The 26,082-nt window shown below is 69.1% G+C and carries 19 protein-coding genes; 13 read left to right on the top strand and 6 right to left on the bottom strand.

Annotated elements, in window-relative coordinates; all coding sequences use genetic code 11:
• Positions 1 to 72 precede the first annotated feature (72 nt).
• Both ACZ6JY_RS06000 and ACZ6JY_RS05995 read left to right on the top strand, forming a co-directional pair.
• A complete protein-coding gene (locus ACZ6JY_RS06000) occupies positions 73 to 1,194 on the top strand; it encodes a lipid II:glycine glycyltransferase FemX (RefSeq protein ID WP_469192659.1) in 1,122 nt (373 codons plus the stop codon).
• 66 nt (positions 1,195 to 1,260) lie between these two features.
• Positions 1,261 to 2,292: an alanine racemase gene (locus ACZ6JY_RS05995; RefSeq protein ID WP_469192657.1), complete on the top strand. Its 1,032-nt coding sequence runs from the start codon at positions 1,261 to 1,263 to the stop codon at positions 2,290 to 2,292.
• A gap of 80 nt (positions 2,293 to 2,372) precedes the next feature.
• Here ACZ6JY_RS05995 and ACZ6JY_RS05990 read toward each other — a convergent pair whose 3' ends face one another.
• Together ACZ6JY_RS05990 and ACZ6JY_RS05985 are read right to left on the bottom strand one after the other, a co-directional pair.
• Positions 2,373 to 3,920: a glycosyltransferase family 87 protein gene (locus ACZ6JY_RS05990; RefSeq protein ID WP_469193021.1), complete on the bottom strand. Its 1,548-nt coding sequence runs from the start codon at positions 3,918 to 3,920 to the stop codon at positions 2,373 to 2,375.
• Positions 3,921 to 4,034: 114 nt separating this feature from the next.
• Positions 4,035 to 6,776: a transglycosylase domain-containing protein gene (locus tag ACZ6JY_RS05985; RefSeq protein WP_469192655.1), complete on the bottom strand. Its 2,742-nt coding sequence runs from the start codon at positions 6,774 to 6,776 to the stop codon at positions 4,035 to 4,037.
• Between the two features lie 372 nt (positions 6,777 to 7,148).
• Here ACZ6JY_RS05985 and ACZ6JY_RS05980 point away from each other — a divergent pair, with 372 nt between their 5' ends.
• The 4 genes from ACZ6JY_RS05980 (at position 7,149) to ACZ6JY_RS05965 (ending at position 10,966) form a co-directional block, all read left to right on the top strand.
• Positions 7,149 to 7,835 carry a PadR family transcriptional regulator gene (locus ACZ6JY_RS05980; RefSeq protein WP_469192653.1) on the top strand — a complete coding sequence of 229 codons (687 nt, stop codon included), beginning with the start codon at positions 7,149 to 7,151 and terminating at the stop codon, positions 7,833 to 7,835.
• 59 nt (positions 7,836 to 7,894) lie between these two features.
• On the top strand, positions 7,895 to 8,977 hold the full coding sequence (locus ACZ6JY_RS05975; RefSeq protein WP_469192651.1) for an inositol-3-phosphate synthase: 1,083 nt from the start codon (positions 7,895 to 7,897) through the stop codon (positions 8,975 to 8,977).
• 90 nt (positions 8,978 to 9,067) lie between these two features.
• Positions 9,068 to 10,324 carry an MFS transporter gene (locus ACZ6JY_RS05970; protein ID WP_469192649.1) on the top strand — a complete coding sequence of 419 codons (1,257 nt, stop codon included), beginning with the start codon at positions 9,068 to 9,070 and terminating at the stop codon, positions 10,322 to 10,324.
• 114 nt (positions 10,325 to 10,438) lie between these two features.
• Positions 10,439 to 10,966, top strand: a complete 528-nt coding sequence (locus ACZ6JY_RS05965) for an LppU/SCO3897 family protein (protein ID WP_469192647.1) — start codon at positions 10,439 to 10,441, stop codon at positions 10,964 to 10,966.
• 118 nt (positions 10,967 to 11,084) lie between these two features.
• On the opposite strand, the gene ACZ6JY_RS05960 is transcribed toward ACZ6JY_RS05965, so the two are convergent.
• Positions 11,085 to 12,551: a CCA tRNA nucleotidyltransferase gene (locus ACZ6JY_RS05960; protein WP_469192645.1), complete on the bottom strand. Its 1,467-nt coding sequence runs from the start codon at positions 12,549 to 12,551 to the stop codon at positions 11,085 to 11,087.
• 201 nt (positions 12,552 to 12,752) lie between these two features.
• Between ACZ6JY_RS05960 and ACZ6JY_RS05955 the strand changes: the two genes are divergently transcribed.
• The 7 genes from ACZ6JY_RS05955 (at position 12,753) to trxA (ending at position 22,760) form a co-directional block, all read left to right on the top strand.
• Entirely contained in the window at positions 12,753 to 15,149 is a 2,397-nt protein-coding gene (locus tag ACZ6JY_RS05955; RefSeq protein WP_469192644.1) for a DUF6049 family protein, read from the top strand.
• A 47-nt stretch (positions 15,150 to 15,196) separates the two neighbouring features.
• Complete coding sequence (gene murJ, locus ACZ6JY_RS05950) at positions 15,197 to 17,656, top strand: murein biosynthesis integral membrane protein MurJ (RefSeq protein WP_469192642.1); 2,460 nt, start codon at positions 15,197 to 15,199, stop codon at positions 17,654 to 17,656.
• 118 nt (positions 17,657 to 17,774) lie between these two features.
• Positions 17,775 to 19,490, top strand: coding sequence for a protein kinase family protein (locus ACZ6JY_RS05945; protein ID WP_469192640.1), 1,716 nt, complete (start codon positions 17,775 to 17,777; stop codon positions 19,488 to 19,490).
• Positions 19,491 to 19,557: 67 nt separating this feature from the next.
• Positions 19,558 to 20,298 (top strand): RNA polymerase sigma factor SigM, encoded by a 741-nt coding sequence (gene sigM, locus ACZ6JY_RS05940; RefSeq protein ID WP_469193019.1) that lies wholly within the window; start codon positions 19,558 to 19,560, stop codon positions 20,296 to 20,298.
• Complete coding sequence (locus tag ACZ6JY_RS05935) at positions 20,295 to 21,257, top strand: anti-sigma factor family protein (RefSeq protein ID WP_469192639.1); 963 nt, start codon at positions 20,295 to 20,297, stop codon at positions 21,255 to 21,257. The genes sigM and ACZ6JY_RS05935 overlap by 4 nt, the downstream gene beginning before the upstream one ends.
• A 170-nt stretch (positions 21,258 to 21,427) precedes the next feature.
• Complete coding sequence (trxB, locus tag ACZ6JY_RS05930) at positions 21,428 to 22,390, top strand: thioredoxin-disulfide reductase (protein WP_469192637.1); 963 nt, start codon at positions 21,428 to 21,430, stop codon at positions 22,388 to 22,390.
• 37 nt (positions 22,391 to 22,427) lie between these two features.
• Positions 22,428 to 22,760 (top strand): thioredoxin, encoded by a 333-nt coding sequence (trxA, locus tag ACZ6JY_RS05925; protein ID WP_469192635.1) that lies wholly within the window; start codon positions 22,428 to 22,430, stop codon positions 22,758 to 22,760.
• 76 nt (positions 22,761 to 22,836) lie between these two features.
• Here trxA and ACZ6JY_RS05920 read toward each other — a convergent pair whose 3' ends face one another.
• The 3 genes from ACZ6JY_RS05920 to ACZ6JY_RS05910 form a co-directional block, all read right to left on the bottom strand.
• The gene (locus tag ACZ6JY_RS05920) at positions 22,837 to 23,454 is read right to left on the bottom strand and encodes a GNAT family N-acetyltransferase (RefSeq protein ID WP_469192633.1); all 618 of its coding nucleotides are present in this window, start codon (positions 23,452 to 23,454) and stop codon (positions 22,837 to 22,839) included.
• 307 nt (positions 23,455 to 23,761) lie between these two features.
• Entirely contained in the window at positions 23,762 to 24,904 is a 1,143-nt protein-coding gene (locus tag ACZ6JY_RS05915) for a ParB/RepB/Spo0J family partition protein (protein ID WP_469192631.1), read from the bottom strand.
• Positions 24,901 to 25,980: a ParA family protein gene (locus ACZ6JY_RS05910; protein WP_469193017.1), complete on the bottom strand. Its 1,080-nt coding sequence runs from the start codon at positions 25,978 to 25,980 to the stop codon at positions 24,901 to 24,903. The genes ACZ6JY_RS05915 and ACZ6JY_RS05910 overlap by 4 nt, the downstream gene beginning before the upstream one ends.
• Positions 25,981 to 26,082 lie beyond the last annotated feature (102 nt).

Raw genomic sequence — 26,082 nt, 5'->3', positions numbered from 1 at the left:
CGCAGTAGGCTTCGGCGCGAGAGCCGGAGCCCCTGAACCCATGGGGACACACCAGCCCGAGGAGCGCCCCGAATGAGTCTGACCCTGAGGACCATCAGTCGCGAGCAGCATCTGGCCTATATCCAGACGCTGCCGTCGGCGAGTCATTGCCAGGTCCCGGCATGGGCTGACGTGAAGAGCGAATGGCGCTCGGAGAACCTGGGCTGGTTCGACGACAGGACCGGCCAGCTGGTCGGCGCGGGCCTGGTGCTCTACCGACAGCTGCCCAAGCTGAAGCGCTATCTCGCGTACCTCCCCGAGGGCCCGGTCATCAACTGGTACGCCCCGAACCTGGACGAGTGGCTCCAGCCGATGCTGGCGCACCTCAAGCAGCAGGGTGCCTTCTCCGTGAAGATGGGCCCGCCCGTCGTGATCCGCCGCTGGGACGCCCCGGCGATCAAGGCGGGCATCCAGAACCCGGACGTGAAGCGCCTCCGCGACACCGAGGCGACGCACATCGAGCCGCGCGCCTTCGAGGTCTCCGACCGGCTGCGCCGCATGGGCTGGCAGCAGGGCGAGGACGGCGACGCCGGATTCGGCGACGTACAGCCCCGCTTCGTCTTCCAGGTGCCGCTGGCCAACCGCTCCCTGGACGAGGTCCAGAAGGGCTTCAACCAGCTCTGGCGACGGAACATCAAGAAGGCCGAGAAGGCCGGCGTCGAGGTCGTCCAGGGCGGCTACCAGGACCTCGCCGAGTGGCAGCGTCTCTACGAGATCACGGCCATCCGCGACAAGTTCCGCCCGCGGCCCCTCGGCTACTTCCAGCAGATGTGGCAGGCCCTCAACTCCGAGGACCCCAACCGCATGCGGCTGTACTTCGCGCGGCACAACGGCGTGAACCTCTCGGCCGCCACGATGCTCGTCGTCGGCGGACACGTCTGGTACTCCTACGGCGCCTCGGACAACATCGGGCGTGAGGTCAGGCCCTCGAACGCGATGCAGTGGCGGATGCTCCGCGACGCGTACGCCATGGGGGCGACGGTCTACGACCTGCGCGGCATCTCCGACTCCCTGGACGAGACGGACCACCTCTTCGGCCTGATCCAGTTCAAGGTGGGCACCGGCGGTGAGGCCGCCGAGTACATCGGCGAGTGGGACTTCCCGCTCAACAAGCTGCTGCACAAGGCGCTCGACATCTACATGTCACGCCGCTGATCCCGCACAATTCCCTTCCACACCTCTGACTAGACCGCAGACACGAGAAAGGTCCGGGATCCAGCCATGGCGCTCACGCTCTATGTCGACACCGCGCGCTGGCGGGCACACCACAAGCACGTGCTGGAGCAGTTTCCGGGCATCGTCCCGGTCTGCAAGGGCAACGGCTACGGCTTCGGGCATGAGCGCCTGGCCGAGGAAGCCACGCGCTTCGGCTCCGACATCCTCGCCGTGGGCACCACCTACGAAGCGGCCCGGATCAAGGACTGGTTCGGCGGTGACCTGCTGGTCCTGACGCCGTTCCGGCGGGGCGAGGAGCCCGTGCCGCTGCCCGACCGCGTCATCCGCTCCGTCTCGTCGCTCGACGGCGTGCACGGCCTCGTGGGCGCCCGCGTGGTCATCGAGGTCATGTCCTCGATGAAGCGCCACGGCGTCAGCGAGCAGGACCTGCCGCAGCTGCACGCCGCCATCGAGGACGTACGGCTCGAGGGCTTCGCCCTCCACCTGCCGCTGGACCGCACCGACGGCTCGGACGCCGTCGAGGAGGTCATCGGCTGGATGGACCGCCTGCGCGCGGCGCGTCTTCCGCTGCACACGATGTTCGTCAGCCACCTCAAGGCCGGTGAACTGGTCCGCCTCCAGCAGCAGTTCCCGCAGACCCGCTTCCGCGCGCGCATCGGCACGAACCTCTGGCTCGGCGACCACGAGGCCACCGAGTACCGCGGCGCCGTCCTCGACGTCACCGCGGTCGCCAAGGGGGACCGCTTCGGCTACCGCCAGCAGAAGGCGGCCTCCGACGGCTGGCTGGTCGTCGTCGCGGGCGGCACCTCGCACGGCGTCGGCCTGGAGGCCCCGAAGGCGCTGCACGGCATGATGCCGCGCGCCAAGGGCGTGGCCCGCGCGGGCCTCGCGACCGTCAACCGCAACCTCTCGCCGTTCGTCTGGGCGGGGAAGCAGCGCTGGTTCGCGGAGCCGCCGCACATGCAGGTGTCCATCCTCTTCGTGCCCTCCGACGCGCCGGAGCCGAAGGTCGGTGAGGAGCTGGTGGCCCATCTGCGGCACACCACGACGCAGTTCGACCGGATGGTCGACCGCTGAGGCTCCAGGACACCCCGTAGGTACGCCGAAGGGGCCGGACACGACTCACGTCGCGTCCGGCCCCTTCGTCCGTGAGCCGTTCAGCGGGACAGATCGGTGGCCGTTCCCCACTTCACGGTGGGTCCCGTGGTGGAGTGCGCCATGGTCCGCGCCGGATAGGCCGCGGCCCCCAGCACGAAGACGTCCTCGGCGCCGTCCAGGACACCGCCCGAAGGGTCGTCGTCCCCGCTCCGCCGGACCACGTCCCGCTCTGGCATCAGGATGTCCCGTACGACCACGGCGCACAGGTACAGCGTCCCCAGCAGATGGACGGCGATCACCGCCTGGTAGCCCTCGGTGGGCAGCCCCTTGTGGGCGTCTCCGCTGGTCGTGTACGCGAGGTACATCCAGATCCCGAGGAAGTACGCGACCTCGCACGCCTGCCAGATCAGGAAGTCGCGCCAGCGTGGCCTGGCGAGCGCGGCGAGAGGAATGAGCCACAGGACGTACTGCGGTGAGTAGACCTTGTTGGTGAGGATGAAGGCGGCCACCAGCAGGAAGGCGAGCTGCGCGAAGCGCGGCCTGCGCGGCGCGGTCAGCCCGAGCGCACCGACGCCCAGGCAGGCAAGCAGCATCAACGCCATGGCGAGGGTGTTGACCGTCTCGGTGCTCAGCGGCGAGTCCATGCGCTGGGAGAGGATCAGCCAGAACGAGCCGAAGTCGACGGGGCGCTCCTTGCTGAAGGAGTAGAACTTCGACCAGCCGTCGCCCGCGAACAGCATCACCGGCAGGTTGACCACCAGCCAGATCCCCGCGGTACCGAACAGCGCGGCCCCGAACTCCCGCCAGCGCCCCGCACGCCAGCAGAGGATCAGCAGGGGGCCCAGGAGCAGGAAGGGGTACAGCTTGGCGGCTGTGGCGAGCCCGAGCAGCACACCGAAGGCCAGGGCGCGCGAGCGTGACCACATCAGCATCGCCGCGGACGAGAAGGCGACGGCGAGCAGATCCCAGTTGATGGTGGCCGTCAGCGCCAGTGCCGGGGCGAGGGCGACCAGGAGCGCGTCCCAGGGACGGCGCCGGTGAGTACGCGCGACACAGACGGCGACGACCGCCACGCAGGCCATCAGTATCCCGGCGTTGACCATCCAGTAGATCTTCTCCTGGTGCTGCATGGAGCCGCTGCCGGGCGTCACCCAGGAGGCCACCTCCATGAAGGCCCCGGTCAGGACCGGATACTCGAGGTACTCCATGTCACCGGGGAGCTTGTCGAAGTACGGCACGAGGCCGTCGGCGAAGCCGCGTCCCTGGTAGAGGTGCGGGATGTCGGAGTAGCACGCGTGCGTGTACTGGGAGCTGGCTCCGACGAACCATGCGCCGTTGTAGCACGGCATCTTCTGGACCATGCCGAGCGCGAACATCCCGATCGCGACCAGCGCGATGATGCGCACCGGGGACCACCGGGTCGCCGCGTACAGCACTCTCCGGCCGATGGGGCCGCCGATCAGCTCGCTGCCGGCCCGGGCGACCTCGTCCTCCTTCGTCGGCCGTACCGGCTCCGGCTCCTGCGGTCGCACGGGTTCGTACGCGCTCGTGCTCGGTGTCTCTGCGCCGGGGCCGGCGCTGGGGTCTGCACTGGGCATGCCCGCCATCCTGCCGTACACGACTGAGAACGCGGAGAGGACCGCCGCACCGGTCGGTGCGACGGTCCTCGTTTCACGTGAAACATCCGGCGGGGCTCGCTCGACCCGACGGTCAGGCCGGCGTCAGTCGAAGATCCCTCCGCCGTCCTCTTGGCCCGGCGGATCCTGTGTGGCCGGTGACGACTCATCGCCCGGGCCACCACCCGGTCCGCCACCCGGACCGCCGTCGTCGCCTCCACCGTCCGCGCCACCGTTGTGGTTGCAGTCCCAGTCGAACTGGTCGCAGGTATCGCTGGGCTCGGGGGACTTCGTGGGCGGTTTCGTCGTCTCGGTCTCCGAGGGCGGTGCCGACGTAGGCTCCTTCGTCTCCTCCTCGGTCGCGGACGGGGACGGCGGCGGAGGCGGCGTCTCACCGACGATGTCGCCGATCGGTTCCGGCACCGGGAAGGGCTTCGGAGGAACGCCCTTGAGCGCCTGCTTCATGTAGTCCTGCCAGATCTGCGCGGGGAACGAGGCGCCGTGGATCTTCGCCTCGCCACCCGTGCCGAACATCTCCAGGAACTGGCGCTTCTTGTTGGTCTCGTCGTCGTCGAGCCGGTACATGCTGACCGCCGTCGACAGCTGGGGGGTGTATCCGACGAACCAGGCGGACTTGTTGCCGTCCGTCGTACCGGTCTTGCCGGCCACCTGCCGGTTGCCGAGCTGGGCCGAGGTGCCGGTGCCCTTCTCCACGACGGTCCTCAGCACGTCGGTGACGTTGTCGGCCACCTCCGGGGAGAAGGCCTGCTGGGTCTTGCTCGGGTGCTCGTAGACCGAGTTGCCCTTGTGCTGGACCTCGGAGACCGAGTACGGCTCGTTCTGCTTGCCGCTGGCCGCGAACGTCGAGTACGCCCCGGCCATGCGGATCGCGCTCGGTGAGGAGGTGCCGAGCGAGAACGACGGGTAGTTGGCGCTGGCCATGGAGGTGTCGTCCTTGAGGCCGGCCTCGATGGCCGTCTGCTTGACCTTGTCCAGGCCGACGTCCATGCCCAGCTGCACATACGCCGAGTTGACCGACTCCCGCATCGCCTCACGCAGGTCGATCTGGTAGGTCGGCCGGTTGTACGACTGGTCACCGTCGTTCTTCTGGTTCCACTGCTTGCCGTCGCGGTCGGTCCAGACGCTTCCGTCGTAGTTCTGGATCTTCAGCTCGTTCTTGCCGCTGTACAGGCTCTTCGGGTTGACGACCGTGCGCTGGGCGTCGCCCTGCTCCTCGGGGCCGTCGGGGTCGCGCACACCGTGCTTGAAGGCCGCGGCCAGCACGAACGGCTTGTACGTCGAACCGACCTGCGCACCGGTCTGGTCGGCGTTGTTGGTGAAGTGCTTCGTCGCGTCCTCACCGCCGTAGATGGCCTTGATCGCGCCGTCCTTCGGATCCACGGAGGCGCCGCCGAACTGGACGTGCGTGTCCTTGTCCGGCCGCAGCTTCGGCTTGATCTTCGCCTCGCGGACCTTGTTCACCGACTTCTCGAGCGCCTTGACCTTCTCCTTGTTGAAGGTCGTGTGGATCTCGTAGCCGCCCTGCCGGAGCTGCTCGTCGGTGATGTCGGTGTTCTTTATGACGTACGCCTTGGCCAGGTCCACGAGGTAGCCGGTCTGGCCGGCCAGGTCGATGTTGGACCGCGGGTTCTGGAGCTTGGGGAACGTCGTGTACTTGTTCCGCCGCTCCGCCGTCAGATGGCCGTCCTTGACCTCTTCGTCGAGGATCCACTTCCACCGCTTCTTGGCGCGCGCGGTGTTGTCTTCCTTGCTGGCCGCGGGATCGATCTCGGGGGCACCGGCGGGGTCGTAGTACGTGGCGCCCTTGAGCACCGTCGCGAGGAGAGCGCACTCGCTCGGGTTGAGCTCCTTGGCTTCCTTGTCGAAGTACGCCCGGGCGGCCGCCTGGATGCCGTACGCCCCACGCCCGTAATAGGCGGTGTTGAGGTAGCCGGCCATGATGGCTTCCTTGGAGACGGTCCGGCCGACCTTTATGGAGATGAAGAGCTCTTTGAACTTACGGCTGAACGTCTGCGACTGGTCGCCCAGGCGCGCGTTCTTCACGTACTGCTGGGTGATCGTGGAGCCACCCTGGGTCTGCCCGCCCTTGGCCATGTTGACCAGGGCACGCGTGATGCCCATGGGGTCGACGCCCTTGTCGTCCTCGAACGTCTTGTTCTCCGCCGACATGACGGCGTAGCGCATCTCTTCGGGGATGTCGTCGTAGTCGATGATCTGCCGGTTGCGCTCACCGCCCGTCGCGACCATCTGCGTGTTGTCGTCCCAGAAGTAGACGTTGTTCTGGGCCGTGGCGGCCTTGTCGACCTCCGGCACCTCCACCAGGGCGTACGAGATGCCGGCGACCGCCATCAAGCTGCCGAGGAAGCCGATGAACAGGCCGGAGACCAGGCGCCACGACGGCACCCAGCGCCGTGCGCCCCGCCTGCCCGCGCGCGGATAGTCGATGAACCGCTTCTTGCCGGGCGGCTGCGGACCACGGCCCCTGCCGCGCCCGGCCCCACCGGCGCCCCCGGCTCCGCCGCCACCACGACGGCCGCCGCCACCGCCGCGCCCGCCGCCGGCGCCGTCGGCAGCCCGGCGGCGGCCGACGTTCGCACCGACCGAGCCGCTGCGCTGGGCGGCGCGCCGGGCCTCGGCCCGGCCGCCGTAGGGACGGTCTGCGCCGTCTCCGGTCCCGGATCCGTGCGGCTCATGGGAGGAAGAAGGCGATCCGGTGGCATCTCGCGGGGCCGCGCGGCGGCCCGACGGCACTCCTGGGGCGCCACGCCTGGCCGCGGCGCGTCCGCCGCCCTGCGGCTGCGGCGGTTTGCGACGGTGCTCGCTCATCGAACGATTACTCCTCGGGCAGGCGCAGCTGTCCGCGCCTGGAAACGGCGGCTGGTTTCCGGTCCCCCCGAAGTGCGGATGCGCCCATTCTGGCGCCCACCCGCACTACACCAGGGACGACGACGCTCCCTGGCGTCACATGGTTCCCGGTGGCATACATGGCGCACAGACTACGCACCGTCAAAACCTCCTAGAGCCGAAGTTCACCCCAAATCAGGCAAGTTCCTTCCTACGAATCGGTGATGTGACGCCGTTCACCGTGCCCCCTCTTGTCTCAGCCCGGTCACCGTTCTATCGTCTCGATGTATCGAGTCGATACATCAGCTCGGCATAAAGGCCGTACTGAAGGACCGCGGCAGACGGGAGGCGAAGATGAGCAGGCGCTCCGGCATCCTGGAATTCGCCGTCCTCGGACTGCTCCGCGAGTCCCCGATGCACGGCTATGAGCTGCGGAAACGCCTCAATACATCGCTGGGAGTGTTCCGCGCCTTCAGCTACGGGACGCTCTACCCCTGCCTCAAGACGCTGGTCGCCAACGGCTGGTTGATCGAGGAAACGGGCAGCACTTCCGAGGACGCCCTCGCCGCTCCACTCACAGGGCGTCGCGCCAAGATCGTCTATCGGTTGACGGCGGAAGGTAAGGAACACTTCGAGGACCTGCTCTCGCAGACCGGCCCCGACGCGTACGAGGACGAGCACTTCGCCGCCCGCTTCGCCTTCTTCGGCCAGACCTCGCGGGACGTACGCATGCGGGTGCTCGAGGGCCGCCGCAGCCGCCTCGAAGAGCGTCTGGAGAAGATGCGCGCCTCCCTGGCCCGTACCCGGGAGCGCCTCGACGACTACACGCTTGAGCTGCAGCGGCACGGCATGGAGTCCGTGGAGCGCGAAGTGCGCTGGCTGAACGAGCTCATCGAGAGCGAACGCGCGGGGCGGGACCAGCAACGGTCCGCCTCCCAGGGTTCCGCTCAGCAGGACAGCACATCCGGGGAGTCGGCGGGCCTGCCCCGGCGGCGGGAGAACGACCCGCCGCCGGATCCGTCCGATGACCCCACCAAGTGAGACCCAGCATTCCGCCGGGTCTCATCCGGAATACCGAGATCACACAGGGAGCAACCGGAATGGGTTCGGTTCGCGTAGCCATCGTCGGCGTGGGCAACTGCGCCGCCTCGCTGGTCCAAGGCGTCGAGTACTACAAGGACGCCGACCCGGACGCCAAGGTCCCGGGCCTGATGCACGTCCAGTTCGGCGAGTACCACGTCGGTGACGTCGAGTTCGTCGCCGCCTTCGACGTCGACGCGAAGAAGGTCGGCCTCGACCTTTCGGACGCCATCGGCGCCAGCGAGAACAACACCATCAAGATCTGCGACGTGCCGAGCAAGGGCGTCTCCGTCCAGCGCGGCCACACCCTCGACGGCCTGGGCAAGTACTACCGCCAGACCATCGAGGAGTCCGACGAGGCTCCGGTCGACATCGTCCAGATCCTCAAGGACCGCAAGGTCGACGTCCTCGTCTGCTACCTGCCCGTCGGGTCCGAGGACGCCGCGAAGTTCTACGCGCAGTGCGCCATCGACGCCAAGGTCGCGTTCGTCAACGCTCTGCCGGTCTTCATCGCCGGCACCAAGGAGTGGGCGGACAAGTTCACCGAGGCCGGTGTCCCGATCGTCGGCGACGACATCAAGTCGCAGGTCGGCGCCACCATCACGCACCGTGTGATGGCGAAGCTGTTCGAGGACCGCGGTGTCCGCCTCGAGCGCACCATGCAGCTGAACGTCGGCGGCAACATGGACTTCAAGAACATGTTGGAGCGCGACCGCCTCGAGTCGAAGAAGATCTCGAAGACGCAGGCCGTCACGTCGCAGATCCGCGACCGCGACCTGGGCGAGGACAACGTCCACATCGGCCCGTCGGACTACGTCGCGTGGCTCGACGACCGCAAGTGGGCGTACGTCCGCCTCGAAGGCCGCGCCTTCGGTGACGTCCCGCTGAACCTGGAGTACAAGCTCGAGGTCTGGGACTCCCCGAACTCGGCGGGTGTCATCATCGACGCCCTGCGCGCCGCGAAGATCGCCAAGGACCGCGGTGTCGGCGGCCCGATCCTCTCCGCGTCCTCGTACTTCATGAAGTCCCCGCCGGTCCAGTACTTCGACGACGAGGCGTACGACAACGTCGAGAAGTTCATCAAGGGCGAGGTCGAGCGCTAAGCGCCCCTTCCTTGCCGCGCGTCGAGGGTCCCCGGGCATTGCGCTCGGGGGCCCTCCTCGCATGTGAGTCCTAATACGAGGGTGAGTCCCATGGCTGTCGTCGGTGACCTGCGTGTCCTTCTGCGCCTGCGGGACTTCCGACGTCTGCTCGCCGTACGGCTGGTCTCCCAGAGCGCCGACGGGGTCTACCAGGTCGCGCTCGCCACCTACGTCGTCTTCTCCCCCGAGAAACAGGCCTCACCAGGGGCGATCGCCTCGGCCATGGCCGTGCTGCTCCTCCCGTACTCGCTGGTCGGACCCTTCGCCGGGGTCCTGCTCGACCGCTGGCAGCGCCGCCAGGTCTTCCTGTACGGCAACCTCCTGCGGACCGCGCTCGCCGCGCTGACCGCCGTGCTGATGCTCAGCGGCGTACCCGACTGGCTCTTCTACGCCTCCGCGCTCTGCGTCACGGCCGTCAACCGCTTCGTCCTGGCCGGTCTTTCCGCCGCCCTTCCCCGTGTGGTCGACACGGACCGCCTGGTCATCGCCAATTCCCTCTCGCCGACCGCGGGGACCCTCGCCGCGACCGCGGGCGGTGGCCTCGCCTTCGTCGTACGTCTGGTGGCGTCGGACTCCGACGCGGCGGTGGTCCTCCTCGCGGCAACCCTCTACCTGTGTGCCGCGTTCGCCTCGCTGCGCATGGCCCGCGAACTGCTCGGCCCCGATCCCGGCCCGGCCCGGCCACGGCTCGCGGCGGCGCTCGCCGGCACGGCCCGCGGGCTCAGCTCTGGCCTCCGGCACCTGCGGCAACGCCCGGCGGCCCTGCGCGCGCTCGCCGCCATGACGGTGCTGCGGTTCTGCTACGGCGCCCTGACGGTCATGGTCCTGATGCTGTGCCGGTACGCCTGGTCGTCATCGGAGTCCGAGGGGCTCGCGCTGCTCGGGCTCGCCCTCGGCGTCTCCGGGGCGGGCTTCTTCGTGGCGGCCGTGGTCACACCGGCCGCGGTGGGACGCTTCGGGGCCGGCGGCTGGATCGTCGTCTGCGCGGGCTCGGCAGCGGTCCTGGAACCGGCACTCGGCCTGTTCTTCGCGCCCGCACCCCTCCTGGTCGCCGCCTTCGCCCTCGGCCTGACGACCCAGGGCGCGAAGATCGCCACGGACACGGTGGTGCAGTCCACGGTGGACGACGGCTTCCGTGGCCGGATCTTCTCCCTCTACGACGTCCTCTTCAACGTCGCCTTCGTGGGAGCGGCCGCGGTGGCGGCGCTGGTCCTGCCCCCGGACGGACGATCGGCCCCACTGGTCATCGGGGTGGCGCTGCTCTACGCAGCGGTTGCTGCGTCTATGGCCCGGTTTGACGTGCAGTAAGTGTCACATCAGTGCCACAGAGCCTCTCTCGGCTTCTGAGAGGCCACCCCGCCTCGGTAACTTACGGACGTCGTATCCGCGCCATCGCGCTCTCGTTCTAGGGGGATTCCCAAAGTGACCACTCCGCCGCCGCCCCAGGGCCAAGCTCCTTACCCGCCCCAGGGTCAGAACCCCTATGGCCAGCCGCAGGGCCAGAACCCCTACGGTCAGCCGCAGGGCGGCGCCCCTTACCCTCCGCAGCAGGGCCAGCCCGGCGTCCCGCAGCAGCCGTATCCGGGCTTCAACCAGGGCGGGCCGGTGCCTCCGCCCCAGCCGCGGCGCCGCCCCATCAAGACCTACCTGCGGGCCGCCGGAGCGGTGGTCGTCGTGATCCTCATCGCGTTCGGCTGGTGGTCCAGCCGGGATGACGCGGAGACCGCGGCGGTCGGCGACTGCCTGAAGGCCGCCTCTTCCTCCTCGCAGCGCATGGAGGTCGTGGACTGCTCGTCATCCGAGGCGGAGTCCAAGGTCATCAAGAAGATCGACGGCCACTTCACGCAGCTCACCGCGGAGTCCGAGTGCCGCAAGGTGGAAGGCGCCACCGGCTTCTACGCGGAGACCGGCAAGGGCGACGAGTTCCTGCTCTGCACCAAGGGCGTCTGACCTGACGCAGGGTTCACAGGTTTCATGCCGAGGGGCACTGTTTCACGTGAAACAGTGCCCCTCGGTGTATATGGGACCGGTGGTGTGTTTCACGTGAAACACACCGACCGGGGCCCGGTCAGCTCTGCGCGGCCCACCATTCCTTGAGCGCCGCCTCCGCCGCCTCCCGCTCCATCGGCCCGTTCTCCAGCCTCAGCTCCAGCAGGAACTTGTAGGCCTGGCCGATCACCGGACCGGGACGCACGTCCAGGACCTCCATGATCTCGTTGCCGTCGAGATCGGGGCGGATGGAATCCAGCTCCTCCTGCTCCTGGAGCCGGGCGATGCGCTCCTCCAGACCGTCGTACGCGTGCGACAGCGCGTTCGCCTTGCGCTTGTTGCGCGTCGTGCAGTCCGAGCGGGTCAGCTTGTGCAGGCGCTCCAGCAGCGGCCCGGCGTCGCGCACGTAGCGCCGTACGGCCGAGTCCGTCCACTCGCCGGTGCCGTAGCCGTGGAAGCGCAGGTGCAGCTCGACCAGGCGTGAAACGTCCTTGACGAGCTCGTTGGAGTACTTGAGTGCCGTCATGCGCTTCTTGACCATCTTGGCGCCGACCACCTCGTGGTGGTGGAAGGAGACCCGGCCGTCGTCCTCGAAGCGCCGGGTCTTCGGCTTGCCGATGTCATGCAGCAGCGCGGCGAGCCGAAGCGTCAGGTCGGGGCCGTCCGTCTCCAGCGCGATCGCCTGCTCCAGGACGATCAGCGAGTGGTCGTAGACGTCCTTGTGGCGGTGGTGCTCGTCCCGCTCCAGCCGGAGCGCGGGCAGCTCCGGCAGAACCCGCTCCGCGAGGCCGGTGTCGACGAGGAGAGCGAGGCCCTGGCGCGGGTGCGCGGAGAGGATCAGTTTGTTGAGCTCGTCCCGCACGCGCTCCGCGGAGACGATGTCGATGCGCTCGGCCATGGCCTTCATCGCGGAGACGACCTCGGGCGCCACCTCGAAGTCGAGCTGCGCGGCGAAGCGCGCGGCCCGCAACATCCGCAGCGGGTCGTCCGAGAAGGACTCCTCGGGGGTCCCAGGGGTGCGCAGGACACGCCCCGACAGGTCCTGGAGGCCGCCGTGCGGGTCGACGAACTCCTTCTCGGGCAGCGCCACGGCCATCGCGTTCACGGTGAAGTCGCGGCGGACGAGGTCCTCCTCGATGGAGTCGCCGTAGGACACCTCGGGCTTGCGGGAGGTCCTGTCGTACGCCTCCGACCGGTAGGTCGTGACCTCGATCTCGAAGCTCTGGTCGGTGTCTCCGACGCGGGCCTCCTTCTGGCAGCCGACCGTGCCGAAGGCGATCCCTACCTCCCATACGGCGTCGGCCCAGGGCCGCACGATCTTCAGCACGTCCTCGGGGCGGGCGTCCGTCGTGAAGTCCAGGTCGTTGCCGAGCCGGCCAAGGAGGGCGTCCCTGACCGAGCCGCCGACCAGGGCGAGAGAGAACCCGGCCTCCTGGAATCGGCGGGCGAGCTCGTCCGCGACAGGGGACACCCGCAGCAGTTCGCTGACCGCGCGGCGCTGCACCTGGCTCAGTGCGCTGGGATTGTCTTCATTGGCGTTCGGCACAACAGAAAAGGGTACGTGCACCGGGCCACCTGAGCCGAACCGATTCCTGCCGGGTCCGACGGGCGTACAGGGCGCGCTCCGGCGCCGGGGCCACCTCTTCCGATCACGTGGACCAGTCCGCGGCACTTCGCCACAGCGCGCATCGTTACCATGCGTGGACGCACAACCGACGACCACTGACGACGAGGGATAGGCGAACGCGTGGCCGAGGCGGCAGATTTCCCGGGGACAAGCCCCACACCTGCCCGCCGGTGGCTGCGGCGCACCGCAGCACTGCTGGTGGGTACCCCTTTGCTGGCCGGCCTCCTTCAGGCCCCGGTGAGTCCGGCCGCGGATGCCGCGGTGCCGAGCGCGCCGGTGGCCGCCGCCACTGATTCCGGCCCCGTCGACGTCTCGCTGGACGAGCTCACCCCCGCCGCTCCCGGCGAGGGCGACACGGTGACGGTCTCCGGCACGGTCACCAACACCGGCAAGCAGACGGTGACCGGGGGGAAGGTCGGGCTGCGCGTCGGACCGCCTCTCAACGGCCGGAGCGCCATCGACAGCGCCGCGAAGCGTGAGAGCTTCCAGCCGGGGGCCGACGGCACCGAGGTGGGCGGCAAGTACGTCGACAAGATCGCCAAGCTCGTGCCCGGCGTGCGGACGGACTTCAGCATCTCCGTACCGGTCAAGGCGCTCGACCTGGGGGCGGACGGCGTCTATCAGCTCGGTGTGACCCTCACCGGTCAGAGCGCCGCGCAGCCCTACCCCCAGGTGCTCGGCATTCAGCGCACCTTTCTGCCGTGGCAGCCCGATGCCGCCGAGACCAAGACGAAGACGACGTATCTCTGGCCGCTCATCTCCGAGACGCATCTCACCGCGGAGACCGGGTCCGACGAACAGCAGACGCCCGTCTTCAAGAACGATGAACTGGCCGACGAGCTGGCCGCGGGCGGACGTCTTCAGCAGTTGCTCGCGCTCGGCAGCGACCTCGACGTCACGTGGGTGATCGACCCGGACACGCTCGCCTCGGTCGAGGCGATGACGGAGAGCTATCGGATCCGGAACTCCGACGGGAAGACCACCAGGGCGGGCAAGCACCAGGCCGTCGCCAAGCAGTGGCTGAACGACCTCGAAGCCGCCGTCAAGGACAAGAAGGTCGTCGCCCTCCCCTTCGCCGACCCCGACCTCGCGTCGCTCGCGCACACCGGCAAGACCGTCACCGGCTCCCTCAGCCACCTCAAGGAGGCCACCGAAGCCGGTGTCAGCGCGGTGGAGGGGATTCTGCACACCACGCCGAGCACGGACTTCGCGTGGCCCGCCGAGGGAGCCGTCGACCCGTCGATCGTGGACGTCTCCACCTCGGCGGGCGCCCATACGGTGATCGCCCGCAGCGACAGCCTGCGGGAGAGCACGGCCCTTCCGTACGCGCCGACCGCGGCCAGGCCGATCGGCGGCGGTACGACGGCGGTGGTGGCCGACGCGCGCCTGTCCACCGCGTTCGAGGGCGACATGACGGTGGCCGAGAACTCCACGCTCGCCGTGCAGAAATTCGTCTCCCAGAGCCTCATGCTCAACCAGCAGGTCCCGGGCAAGCAGCGCAGCATCGTGATCGCTCCGCAGCGCATGCCCACGGCCAGCCAGGCCCAGGCGATGGCCAAGGGTCTTACGGCCCTCCAGGAAGGCACGTGGACACAGCCTCAGGGGCTGACCGCCGCGGCGAAGGCGACGCCGGACCCGCAGGCCACGACCCGGGTGCCGTCCGCGGCGTCGTACCCGGCCGCGCTGCGCAAGCGGGAGCTGCCGCAGTCGGCCTTCACGACCATCCGTGACACGCAGGGCATGCTGGAACGCTTCCAGGTGATCCTCACCAAGAAGGACCGTGTGGTCACCCCGTTCAGGCGGGCCATAGACCGCGGGATGTCCACGTCCTGGCGCGGCCGCCCGGCGGAGGCCACCACGTACCGCGACGGTGTCCAGGACTATCTGGAGGACCTCACCGGACAGGTCTCGCTGATCGCGAGGTCCGACGCGAAACTCTCCGGACGCAGCGCGACGATCCCGGTGTCCGTACAGAACAACCTGGTGCAGGGCGTGGAGCACCTGACCCTGCGGCTGTACTCGACGAATCCCACCCGTCTGAAGATCGGTGACGGGCGGTACGAGGAGAAGCAGGTCAAGATCGACGGCGGGCACTCCCAGTCGGTGAAGTTCACCACCACGACCAAGGCCAACGGCCCGGTCCCGGTCTACGCCCAGCTCTACACGGAGGACGGGCAGCCCTACGGCGACGCCGTGCACTTCGAGGTCAACGTCACCGAGTTCACCCTCGCGGTCATGCTGGTCATCGCCGGTGGCCTGCTGCTCCTCGTGCTCGCCGGGTTCCGGATGTACACGCAGCGCAAGCGCGCGGCGCGCAAGCGGGCCGCGGAGGGCCCGGACGCGGGATCCGAGGAAGGTCCCGACGAAGGACCCGAGAACGGCCCGGACGAGGGGCCCGAGGACGGGAACGGGACCGCGCCCGGAGAGGGCGACCCCGAGCAGCCGAGTGACCCGACACCGGACACCGCTCCGGAAAGCACCGCCCCATCGGACACGGGTGAGAGAGTGGACCGTTGAGCGATGTCGTGGCCGGTGGGCCCGGGGACGATGAGGTGGGGTAATCCATGAACGCGCCGTACAACGGTGACCGTGGCCAGGGCTCGGGTGGCTCTGACCCGGCCGACGGCCCGCCCCCGGGCTCCGGCGACCACGGGCAGCAGATCCCCCCGCAGCCCGCGCCCGACACGTACCTCCAGGACGCCTACGACCAGGATCCCTACCGCGGGCAGGACCTCTCCGCCCAGGACCCGGTGGCCGAAGCGCTCTACGACCGCGCGGCACACCCCCCGCCGCCGCCCGGCACCTACCCCCAGCAGCCGCTCTACGGCCGGCCGCCCGTCTCGGAGCACGCGCCGGACCCCCGTGTCTGGGCGCAGCCCCCGGCCCCCGAGCCGGAGGGCCCGACGCAGCACCTCCCGTACGGCGACGACGCCCGTACGACGCAGTTCGTGGGCGTCGACGACCTGGTCACCCAGGCCGGCGAGGAGTACCACGAGCCGGACGCCTTCGCTCATCTCTACCGCGACCAGCAGCCCAGCGGGTACCACGGCCGACAGACCGAATACCAGCAGGCCGAGTACCAGCAGGGCGGTTACCAGCAGGGCGCGTACCAGCAGGGCGGACATCAGCAGGGCGGTTACCAGCAGGCCGGTTACCAGCAGGACGGCAACTACCCGCAGGGCCACGGATACCCGCAGGGCCAGGGCCAGGGCTATCCCCAGGGCAACGGATACCAGCAGGGCAACGGGCACCAGGAGGGCTACCCCCAGGGCGGCGGCTACCAGCAGCCCCTCGACGGCGGCTACGCACCCGCCGACCAGCCGATCGTCCCCGCCCCCGCGCCGGACCCGGCCCCGGCGCCCGCACAGGCACCCGCCGCGAAGTCGGGCGGCCGGGCGTCGAGCCTGCTGAAGTCGAGCGCCCTGATGGCGGCGGGCACGATCGTCTCCCGCCTCACCGGCTTCCTGCGCACGCTCGTCATGGCGGCAGCGATCGGCGTCGCCACGCTCAACGACTCGTACCAGGTCGCGAACACCCTGCCGACGATGATCTACGTCCTGGTCGGCGGCGGCGCCCTGAACGCGGTGTTCATCCCGCAGCTCGTACGCGCCATGAAGAAGGACGAGGACGGCGGCGAGGGCTACGCCAACCGGCTGCTCACCCTGGTCATGGTGCTGCTCGCCGGTGTCACCGTCATCTGTGTGGTGGCGGCCCCGATGTTCGTGCGGCTGATGTCGCCGACGATCGCGGACAACCCCGTCCGCATGGAAGTCACCGTCACGTTCGCGCGCTTCTGCATCCCGACCATGTTCTTCATGGGCGTGCACGTCGTGCTCGGGCAGATCCTCAACGCCCGCGGCCGCTTCGGCGCCATGATGTGGACCCCGGTCCTCAACAACATCGTGGTCATCACCACCTTCGGCGCCTTCATCTGGGCCTTCGGCAGCTTCACCGACTCGGGCGTCGCCCCCGCCAACATCACGCCGGACGGCGTCCGCCTCCTCGGCCTCGGCACGCTGCTCGGCCTCGTCGTGCAGTCGCTGGCCATGCTCCCGTACCTGCGCGAGGCCGGCTTCAAGCTGCGCCTGCGCTTCGACTGGCGCGGGCACGGCCTCGGCAAGGCCGCGCGGCTCGCGAAGTGGACCTTCTTCTTCGTCCTCGCCAACCAGATCGGCATGGTCGTCGTCACCCAGCTGGCCACCAGCGCCGGCACGACCGCCTCCGACCAGGGCCACTCCGGCACGGGCATCACCGCGTACAACTACGCGCTGCTCCTGTGGCAGATGCCGCAGGCCATCATCACGGTCTCGGTCATGACCGCCGTCCTGCCGCGCATCTCCCGCTCCGCGAACGACGGCGACCCCGCCGCCGTCCGTGACGACATCTCGTACGGGCTGCGCACCTCGGCGGTGGCGATCGTGCCGTGCGCCTTCGCCTTCCTCGCCCTCGGCGTCCCGATGGCGACGCTGCTGTACGCGGGCTCCGGCTCAGGCGCGCAGAACATCGGCTACACCCTGATGGCCTTCGGACTCGGCCTTATTCCGTACTCGGTCCAGTACGTCGTCCTGCGCGGCTTCTACGCCTACGAGGACACGCGCACGCCGTTCTACAACACCGTCATCGTGGCCGCGGTCAACGCGGCGGCCTCGGCGCTCTGCTTCTTCGTCCTGCCCGCCCGGTGGGCCGTCGTCGGCATGGGAGCCGCCTACGGCCTCGCCTACGTGGTCGGAGTGGGTGTGGCATGGCGCCGCCTGCGCGCACGGCTGGGGGGCGATCTGGACGGCGCACAGGTGGCACGTACGTACACCCGGCTCATCGGGGCGTCGCTCCCGGCGGCCCTGGTGGGCGGTGCCGTCGGGTTCGCGATCCTGCGGACCATGGGCACGGGGGCGCTCAGCTCCCTGGTGGCGCTGGTCGCGGGTGGTGTCGCACTCATCGGTGTGTTCTTCGTGGCCGCCCGAAAGATGCGGATTGCGGAGCTCAACTCGATGGTCGGCATGGTCCGCGGGCGTCTCGGACGCTGAGATGAGCGCTACCGCACAACCATCGTTCGCTACCGCGTGTCGTGCATAGCACCGGACTGTGGGCACAATTGGCTTTGGCGTCTGACGAAGCGCAACGGATGGGGAGGCAGGAACGACGGTGGCGGAACGGAGCACGGCTGCCGTCGACGTGGCAGACAACAGTGGTGACGAGCCGCTGACCGCCAAGGCGGAGAAGGCCACGGCCGACGGGGCGGCCCAGACCCGGGAGCGGGACACGGCAGCTGACGATGACGGGGCGGAGACCGACGAGCCCACGAGCCGAGGGACAACCTCACCCCCAGAGCTGCACAGTGGTCACAAGCTCGCCAGACGCTATCGACTCGAAGAGTGCGTCACCCGTCTGGACGGTTTCAGCAGCTGGCGTGCGGTGGACGAGAAGCTCCGCCGTGCCGTCGGCGTGCACCTGCTGCCCGCGGACCATCCGCGGGCCCGCTCGGTGCTGGCCGCGGCGCGTTCCTCGGCCCTTCTCGGGGACCCGCGCTTCGTGCAGGTCCTGGACGCCGTCGAGGAGAACGACCTCGTCTACGTCGTCCACGAGTGGCTTCCGGACGCCACGGAGCTCACCGCGGTCCTCGCGGCGGGCCCGCTGGAGGCACACGAGGCGTACCAGCTCGTCAGCCAGGTGTCCCAGGCCATGGCCGCCGCTCACCGGGAAGGCCTCGCACATCTGCGGCTGACCCCGGGGGCCGTCCTGCGCACCTCAACCGGTCAGTACCGCATCCGCGGCCTCGCGGTGAACGCCGCGCTGCGCGGCATCGAGTCCGAGACGCCGCAGCGCACGGACACGGAAGCGCTCGGCGCTCTCCTGTACGCGGCCCTGACACAGCGCTGGCCCTACGAGGATGACGCCTACGGCCTCTCGGGCCTGCCCAAGGACGTGGGCCTCATCGCCCCCGACCAGGTGCGCGCCGGAGTCCACCGCGGCCTCTCCGAGCTCGCCATGCGGGCCCTCGTCAACGACGGGGCGACCGCGTCCCGTCAGGACCCGCCCTGCACGACCCCCGAGGAGCTGGTCAAGGCCATCGGCGAGATGCCCCGCATCCGCCCGCCGGAGCCCGCCTTCACCGCGCCCCCCGAGTACCAGCGCACCACGTACCAACAGGGCTCGTACGGCCGCCCTGCGGCCCACCCCGGCCTCACCCAGCCCATCGCACCCCCGCCGCCCCCGCTGCAGAGCCGTACGGGCAAGGCCCTCAAGTGGGCCGTGTCCGCGCTGCTCATCGCTGCGCTCGGCCTCGGCAGCTGGCAGCTCGCGGACGCCCTGATGGACCGCGAGAACTCCGGGGACTCCGACGGCACGACGCAGACCACCGATGGCGGCGACAAGGACCAGCCCAGGCCCAAGAAGCCGATCGGCGTCCAGGACGCGCGGGAGTACGTCCTCGAGGGCAGCCCCCAGGCCCCGGAGGACGTGCGGAACACCTACGACAAGGACAGCTCCTCGCTGTGGCGGACCAAGTCGTTCAACGACGGTCCTGAGATCGCCCCGTACAAGCCCGGTGTCGGTATCGTCTACGACCTCGGCTCGGCCAAGGACGTCTCGGCCGCGTCGATAGCTCTCAAATACGGCGGTTCCCACACCACGGTCTCGCTTTATGCCACGGACTCCTTGACGCCCTCGGCGCCGATCGATTCGATGAAGAAGATCGGTGGCGCCACCACGTCGGGCACCACCGCGAAGATCTCGGCCAAGAAGCCGGTGAAGTCGCGGTACGTGCTCCTGTGGCTGACCGCCCTGCCGAACTCCGGTCCCGACGGTTACTACAGGGCCGGTTACAAGCAGGCCATCACGGACGTGCAGTTCAAGGGCTGAGGGATCGGCTCGGCGAAGCGCACTGGGGGGAGGGGGTTCGACGGTGGACGACACCGCGCACGGCGACATGAGCGACAAGGACCTCCTCGCCCGCCATGTCGCCGGCGACAAGGACTCCTTCGGTGAGATCGTCCGGCGCCATCGCGACCGGCTGTGGGCCGTGGCCCTGCGTACCCTCGGGGACCGCGAGGAGGCGGCCGACGCGGTGCAGGACGCCCTCGTCTCCGCCTACCGGGCGGCGCACACCTTCCGCGGGCAGTCCGCCGTGACGACGTGGCTGCACCGCATCACCGTGAACGCCTGCCTCGACCGTGCGCGCAAGGCGGCCTCCCGCAAGACCTCGCCGATCGACGACACCGAGCGTCTTGAGCAGCTCCTGGAGCCCGAGGAATCCGCGGCCGCTCCGGTCGAGCGCGGCGACCTCCACCGGGAGCTGGTGGAGGCGCTGGGCACCCTCCCGCACGATCAGCGAGCCGCCCTCGTCCTGGTCGACATGCAGGGCTATCCGGTGGCCGAGGCGGCACGGGTCCTCGATGTCCCCAGCGGCACCGTCAAGAGCCGCTGTGCCCGAGGCAGAGCCAGACTTCTGCCGCTCCTCACCCACCTGCGTACGGAGACGCGCGCGCAGGCAGCCAAGAGCGGCGACGGCAGCGGGGGCAAGAAGCCCGCCACGGAAAGGAACCGGACGCAGGGGACATCCGTCCCACCGGCAGCGGGACCAAGAGATGCGGGACCGAGCGATGCAGGACCGGGCGATGCAGGACCAAGCGATTCAGCTGCCGTGAAGGGCGGAGGTGGGCGAGCGTGACAGCCACGACCGACTCGGCCGGGCACCCGGAGGTCACCGAGATCTCCGAGCTGACCGAGGGTCTCCTTTCTCCGTCGCGCACGAGCGCCGTGCGACGGCATCTGGACGGCTGTGAGCTCTGCGCCGACGTCTACGCCTCGCTGGAGGAGATCCGCGGCACACTCGGCACCCTGCCGGAGCCGCAACGCATGCCCGCCGACATCGCGGGCCGCATCGATGCCGCGCTGGCCGTCGAGGCGCTGCTGAACTCCACGACGCCCCACGACCACGAATTCGGCGACCCGGACGCAGCGGCACACGAGCCCGCTGTGGAGTCCTCCGCCACGCCCTCCACCGCGCATGTTTCACGTGAAACATCGCCGGCCTCAAGCACCGGAACACCGGCCGATCGCCCCGCCGGGCGTCCGCGTGCCGCCACCGGCCCCGGCCGAGGGAAGCAGCCCCGTCGCTCACGCCGCCGTACCGCCGTGTTCGGAGCCGTCTTCACAGCGGCCGCCATCGGCCTCGGCTCCCTGCTGATGCAGGCCATCGGCGACGACGGCGGAACATCCGCCACCGCGGGACGGCATGACTCGGCGGACTCCATCACCAAGGAGGGGCTCAAGGGACAGGTGGCCGATCTCCTCGCCAAGAACTCCACCAAGGAGTCGGGCCGCGAGAAGTCGGACGGTTCACAGCAATCCTTCGGCCCGCGCTCCAGCCCGGAGTCCCCGGAGGACTCACCGATGCGCGCGACCACGGCCCCCGTGCCGGAGTGCATCCAGCGCGGCATCGGCGACCGGACCCCCCTCGCCGCCGAAGAGGGGTCGTACGAGGGCAAGCGCGCCTACCTCGTCGTGGTGCCGCATGACTCCGACGCCACCCAGGTGTCCGCGTACGTCGTCGACGCCGCCTGTGTGGGCAAGTCCTCGCCCCCGGCGGGCAAGGTTCTGCTGACGCACTCCTACCCTCAGGGCTGACAGCCGAGGCGGTCCTGTGGCCGACCGCACTCCCCGGCCCCGACTTGCTCCCCTACACGCGGACACGACCGGGAATGCATGCCCCGTAGGATCCGTTGGGTGGGGTGAGAGTCCTGAGACGGGCCCCCACCAGCAGTACGCAGCAGTCCCCAGAGACGAGGAATCAAGCCGTGACCGACGTCCGTAACGTGATCATCATCGGCTCCGGGCCCGCCGGCTACACGGCGGCGCTCTACACCGCGCGCGCGTCGCTGAAGCCGCTGGTGTTCGAGGGCGCCGTCACCGCCGGCGGTGCGCTGATGAACACCACCGAGGTGGAGAACTTCCCCGGCTTCCAGGACGGGGTCATGGGTCCTGAGCTCATGGACAACATGCGCGCCCAGGCCGAGCGCTTCGGCGCCGAGCTCGTGCCGGACGACATCGTCGCCGTCGACCTCAGCGGCGAGATCAAGACCGTGACGGACACCGCGGGCACCGTGCACCGCGCGAAGGCCGTCATCGTCACGACCGGCTCCCAGCACCGCAAGCTCGGCCTGCCGAACGAGGACGCCCTCTCCGGACGCGGCGTCTCCTGGTGCGCCACCTGTGACGGGTTCTTCTTCAAGGACCAGGACATCGCCGTGATCGGCGGCGGTGACACCGCGATGGAGGAGGCTACCTTCCTCTCCCGCTTCGCCAAGTCCGTGACGATCGTCCACCGTCGCGACAGCCTGCGCGCCTCCAAGGCGATGCAGGAGCGTGCCTTCGCCGACCCGAAGATCAAGTTCATCTGGGACAGCGAGGTCGCCGAGATCAAGGGCGAGCAGAAGCTCTCCGGTCTGACGCTCCGCAACCTCAAGACCGGCGAGACGGCCGAGCTGCCGGTGACCGGCCTCTTCATCGCCATCGGCCATGACCCGCGCACCGAGCTCTTCAAGGGCCAGCTCGACCTGGACGACGAGGGCTACCTGAGGGTCACGGCCCCCTCGACGCGGACGAACCTCACCGGAGTCTTCGGCGCCGGTGACGTCGTCGACCACACCTACCGTCAGGCGATCACGGCCGCCGGCACCGGCTGCTCCGCCGCCCTCGACGCCGAGCGCTACCTCGCTGCTCTCGCCGACAGTGAGACGGCCACGGCCGCCACCGTCTGACCCTCTCTTCCCACCGCATCAAGTTAAGGAGACTGCCGTGGCCGGCACCCTCAAGAACGTGACCGACGCCTCCTTCGAGGAGGACGTCCTCAAGAACGACAAGCCCGTACTGGTGGACTTCTGGGCCGCCTGGTGCGGCCCGTGCCGTCAGATCGCCCCCTCCCTCGAGGCGATCGCGGCGGAGCACGGCGACAAGATCGAGATCGTGAAGCTCAACATCGACGAGAACCCCGGGACGGCCGCCAAGTACGGCGTCATGTCCATCCCGACCCTGAACGTGTACCAGGGTGGCGAGGTCGCCAAGACCATCGTCGGCGCCAAGCCGAAGGCCGCGATCGTGCGTGACCTCGAGGACTTCATCGCCGAGTAGTCAGTGGCGATGTTTCACGTGAAACACGAATGGACCAGTCCCTCCGGGGGCTGGTCCATTCGCGGTTTCACCGGGCTCAGAGAGGCCGGAGCGCGGGTTCCTTCTGCACCGCGCCCAACAGCCGGTCCAGCGCCATCTCGACGTCCTCTTTCCACGACAGCGTCGTCCGCAGCTCCAGCCGCAGCCGTGGATGGCTGGGGTGCGGGCGGACCGTCTTGAAGCCCACCGCCAGCAGGTGATCCGCGGGCAGCACGCACGCCGGCTTCTCCCACCGTGCGTCCCCGAAGGCTTCGATGGCTTTGAACCCCCGGCGCAGCAGGTCCTTCGCCACCGTCTGGACGATCACGCGTCCGAGCCCCTGCCCCTGATAGCCGGGCATGATCCAGGCCGTCATCAACTGCACGGCATCCGAGGAGACCGGGCTCGTGGGGAACGCGGTCGAGCGCGGGACATACGCGGGAGGGGCGTAGAGCACGAAGCCCACCGGCAGGTCGTCGACATAGACGACTCGGCCGCAGGACCCCCACTCCAGCAGGACGGCGGAGATCCACGACTCCTTCTCCAGCTCCGCGGTCCCGGCCTTTACCGCGGCTTGGCCGCTGACCGGGTCGAGCTCCCAGAAGACACAGGTGCGGCAGCGCGCGGGAAGGTCCGGGAGGTTGTCCAGCGTGAGCGGTACGAGCCGACGCCCCATGAAGGCGAATCCTCACTTTCCACGCCCGCTGCGCCGCGGGCGGCTGTCAGAGCTCCGCGTTCCCTGAGCAGGCTGCCGACGAAGCCGCCGACCGCTCCCAGTCCCAGGCCCGCGGTCATCAGTCCGGTGCGGCTCACCGATCGCATGGCCCCCGCCTCCCCTAAGAGGTGCCGTCAGGTGGATGTGCCATACCTGTACGCATCGTATCCGCGATGAGATTGCATCTAAAGCGTAAGAAAGCAAAGAGCGGGCGGTGTTCCGGTACAGACCGGACACCGCCCGCTCTCGCGGTGGCTACCCTGCTGACTCAGTCCTCGTCGTCCCCCGACGGCTCCTCCGAGTCCTCGGCCGACCCGTTCTGGAGGACGGGGCCCTCGCCCGGCGCCAGCGTGCTCAGGATGCGCTCCAGGTCCTCGAGAGAGGCGAAGTCGACGACGATCTTGCCCTTCTTCTGACCCAGGTCGACCCGCACCCGCGTCTCGAAGCGGTCGGAGAGCCGCGTGGCCAGCTCCGTGAGGGCGGGCGAGACCCGGGCACCGGCCCGCGGCCCCTTGGCCTTCGGAGCGCTCTGCGGTCGCGAGCCCATGAGGGTCACGATCTCCTCCACGGCACGGACCGAGAGCCCCTCGGCCACGATCCGGTGGGCGAGGCGGTCCTGCTCCTCCGAGTCGTCCACCGAGAGCAGGGCCCGGGCGTGACCCGCGGAGAGAACCCCTGCGGCCACCCTGCGCTGCACCGCCGGTGAGAGCTTCAGCAGCCGCAGCGTGTTGGAGACCTGCGGGCGGGACCGGCCGATACGGTCCGCCAACTGATCATGCGTGCAGTTGAAGTCCTTGAGCAGCTGGTCGTAGGCGGCAGCCTCTTCCAGCGGGTTGAGCTGCGCCCGGTGAAGGTTCTCCAGGAGTGCGTCCAGGAGGAGCTTCTCGTCGTCCGTGGCACGCACGATCGCCGGGATGCGCTCCAGGCCCGCCTCACGACAGGCCCGCCAGCGCCGCTCGCCCATGATGAGCTCGTAGCGCGTGGGGCCGAGCTGGCGTACGACGACCGGCTGGAGAAGCCCGACCTCCTTGATGGAGGTGACGAGCTCGGCGAGCGCGTCCTCGTCGAACACTTCGCGCGGCTGCCGGGGGTTGGGGGAGATGTAGTCGAGCGGCAGCTCGGCGAAGTACGCGCCGGCGACGGGCGCGGCCTCCGGCGTGGGCTCCGCGGCTTGCTGATGCTGCTCCTCTGTTTCACGTGAAACAGGGTTCTGCTCCGTTTCACGTGAAACAGGGGTCCGCGACAGCGCGGTCACCTTCGCGGCCGCCACGCCACGCTCGGCGGTGAGCACGGGCACGGCCGAGGGCGAGGCCGTGGCTCCCGTCGTGCTCTGTGGAACCTGCTTCTCCGTAGGGGCCGCGGGGATCAGGGCACCAAGGCCCCGACCCAGTCCTCTCCGTCGCTCACTCACTGCATCCCCTCCGTCATGCTGTGCTGGTCGTTCTGGGTGCCCATCTGCGGGGCGTGCTGGACCTCGTAGCGAACCCCGACTCCGCGCAGCGCGATCTCGCGTGCCGCTTCGAAGTAGGAGAGGGCGCCACTGGATCCCGGGTCGTAGGTGAGCACCGTCTGGCCGTAGCTCGGCGCCTCGGAGATACGGACCGACCGCGGAATGCTCGTCCGCAGGACCTCTTCGCCGAAGTGGCTGCGGACCTCCTCGGCCACCTGTGAGGCGAGGCGGGTTCTGCCGTCGTACATGGTCAGCAGGATCGTCGACACATGCAGGTTCGGATTGAGGTGTCCCCGGACCAGGTCGACGTTGCGCAGGAGCTGACCGAGTCCTTCCAGCGCGTAGTACTCGCACTGAATGGGGATGAGGACCTCCGCGCCCGCCACCAGAGCGTTGACCGTCAGCAGACCCAGGGACGGCGGGCAGTCGATGAGGATGTAGTCCAGCGGCTGCTCGTACGCCTGGATCGCCCGCTGGAGCCGGCTCTCCCGTGCCACCAGCGACACCAGCTCGATCTCCGCACCGGCGAGATCGATGGTGGCCGGGGCGCAGAAGAGTCCCTCGACGTCCAACACCGGCTGGACGACATCGGAGAGCGGCTTGCTCTCGACCAGGACGTCGTAGATGGAGGGAACCTCGGCGTGGTGATCGATGCCGAGGGCTGTGGAGGCGTTGCCCTGTGGGTCGAGGTCCACCACCAGAACGCGCGCGCCGTGCAGAGCGAGCGAGGCGGCGAGATTGACGGTCGTCGTTGTCTTGCCCACCCCGCCCTTCTGGTTGGCGACCACCATGACGCGGGTCTGCTCAGGACGCGGCAGGCCTTCGCCCGCGCGACCCAGGGCTTCTACCGCCAGTTGGGCAGCACGACCAATGGGTGTGTCGTCCATCGGGGGCGGTGTTTCACGTGAAACATCCTCCCCCGCCGATTCGGTACGGGGGCCGGGGACCGGATCGGTCATCGGTCCCGCGATGTTGGCGTCGGACCGCAAGGATTCACTCTCCTCGACATCAGGCTCGCAATGAACAGAGCCTCCCATGCTTTCGGGGTCATGAACCAGCGAGGCCCGGTCTTCTGTGGACGAATCCACCTCTGTGGACAACTCGGTTCCCCTGTCGAGGGAACCGAGTGGGCGGCGGTC

The sequence above is a fragment of the Streptomyces sp. NPDC046335 genome (assembly GCF_055587985.1).
The sequence above is the reverse complement of the archived record's forward strand: the minus strand, read 5'-3'. Positions and strand labels throughout refer to the sequence as shown.

Coding starts and splice junctions, on each gene's coding strand:
- ACZ6JY_RS06000 (WP_469192659.1), top strand. CDS start 73: ATGAGTCTGACCCTGAGGACCATCAGTCGCGAGCAGCATCTGGCCTAT.
- ACZ6JY_RS05995 (WP_469192657.1), top strand. CDS start 1,261: ATGGCGCTCACGCTCTATGTCGACACCGCGCGCTGGCGGGCACACCAC.
- ACZ6JY_RS05990 (WP_469193021.1), bottom strand. CDS start 3,920: ATGGCGGGCATGCCCAGTGCAGACCCCAGCGCCGGCCCCGGCGCAGAG.
- ACZ6JY_RS05985 (WP_469192655.1), bottom strand. CDS start 6,776: ATGAGCGAGCACCGTCGCAAACCGCCGCAGCCGCAGGGCGGCGGACGC.
- ACZ6JY_RS05980 (WP_469192653.1), top strand. CDS start 7,149: ATGAGCAGGCGCTCCGGCATCCTGGAATTCGCCGTCCTCGGACTGCTC.
- ACZ6JY_RS05975 (WP_469192651.1), top strand. CDS start 7,895: ATGGGTTCGGTTCGCGTAGCCATCGTCGGCGTGGGCAACTGCGCCGCC.
- ACZ6JY_RS05970 (WP_469192649.1), top strand. CDS start 9,068: ATGGCTGTCGTCGGTGACCTGCGTGTCCTTCTGCGCCTGCGGGACTTC.
- murJ (WP_469192642.1), top strand. CDS start 15,197: ATGAACGCGCCGTACAACGGTGACCGTGGCCAGGGCTCGGGTGGCTCT.
- sigM (WP_469193019.1), top strand. CDS start 19,558: ATGAGCGACAAGGACCTCCTCGCCCGCCATGTCGCCGGCGACAAGGAC.
- ACZ6JY_RS05920 (WP_469192633.1), bottom strand. CDS start 23,454: ATGGGGCGTCGGCTCGTACCGCTCACGCTGGACAACCTCCCGGACCTT.
- ACZ6JY_RS05910 (WP_469193017.1), bottom strand. CDS start 25,980: ATGGGAGGCTCTGTTCATTGCGAGCCTGATGTCGAGGAGAGTGAATCC.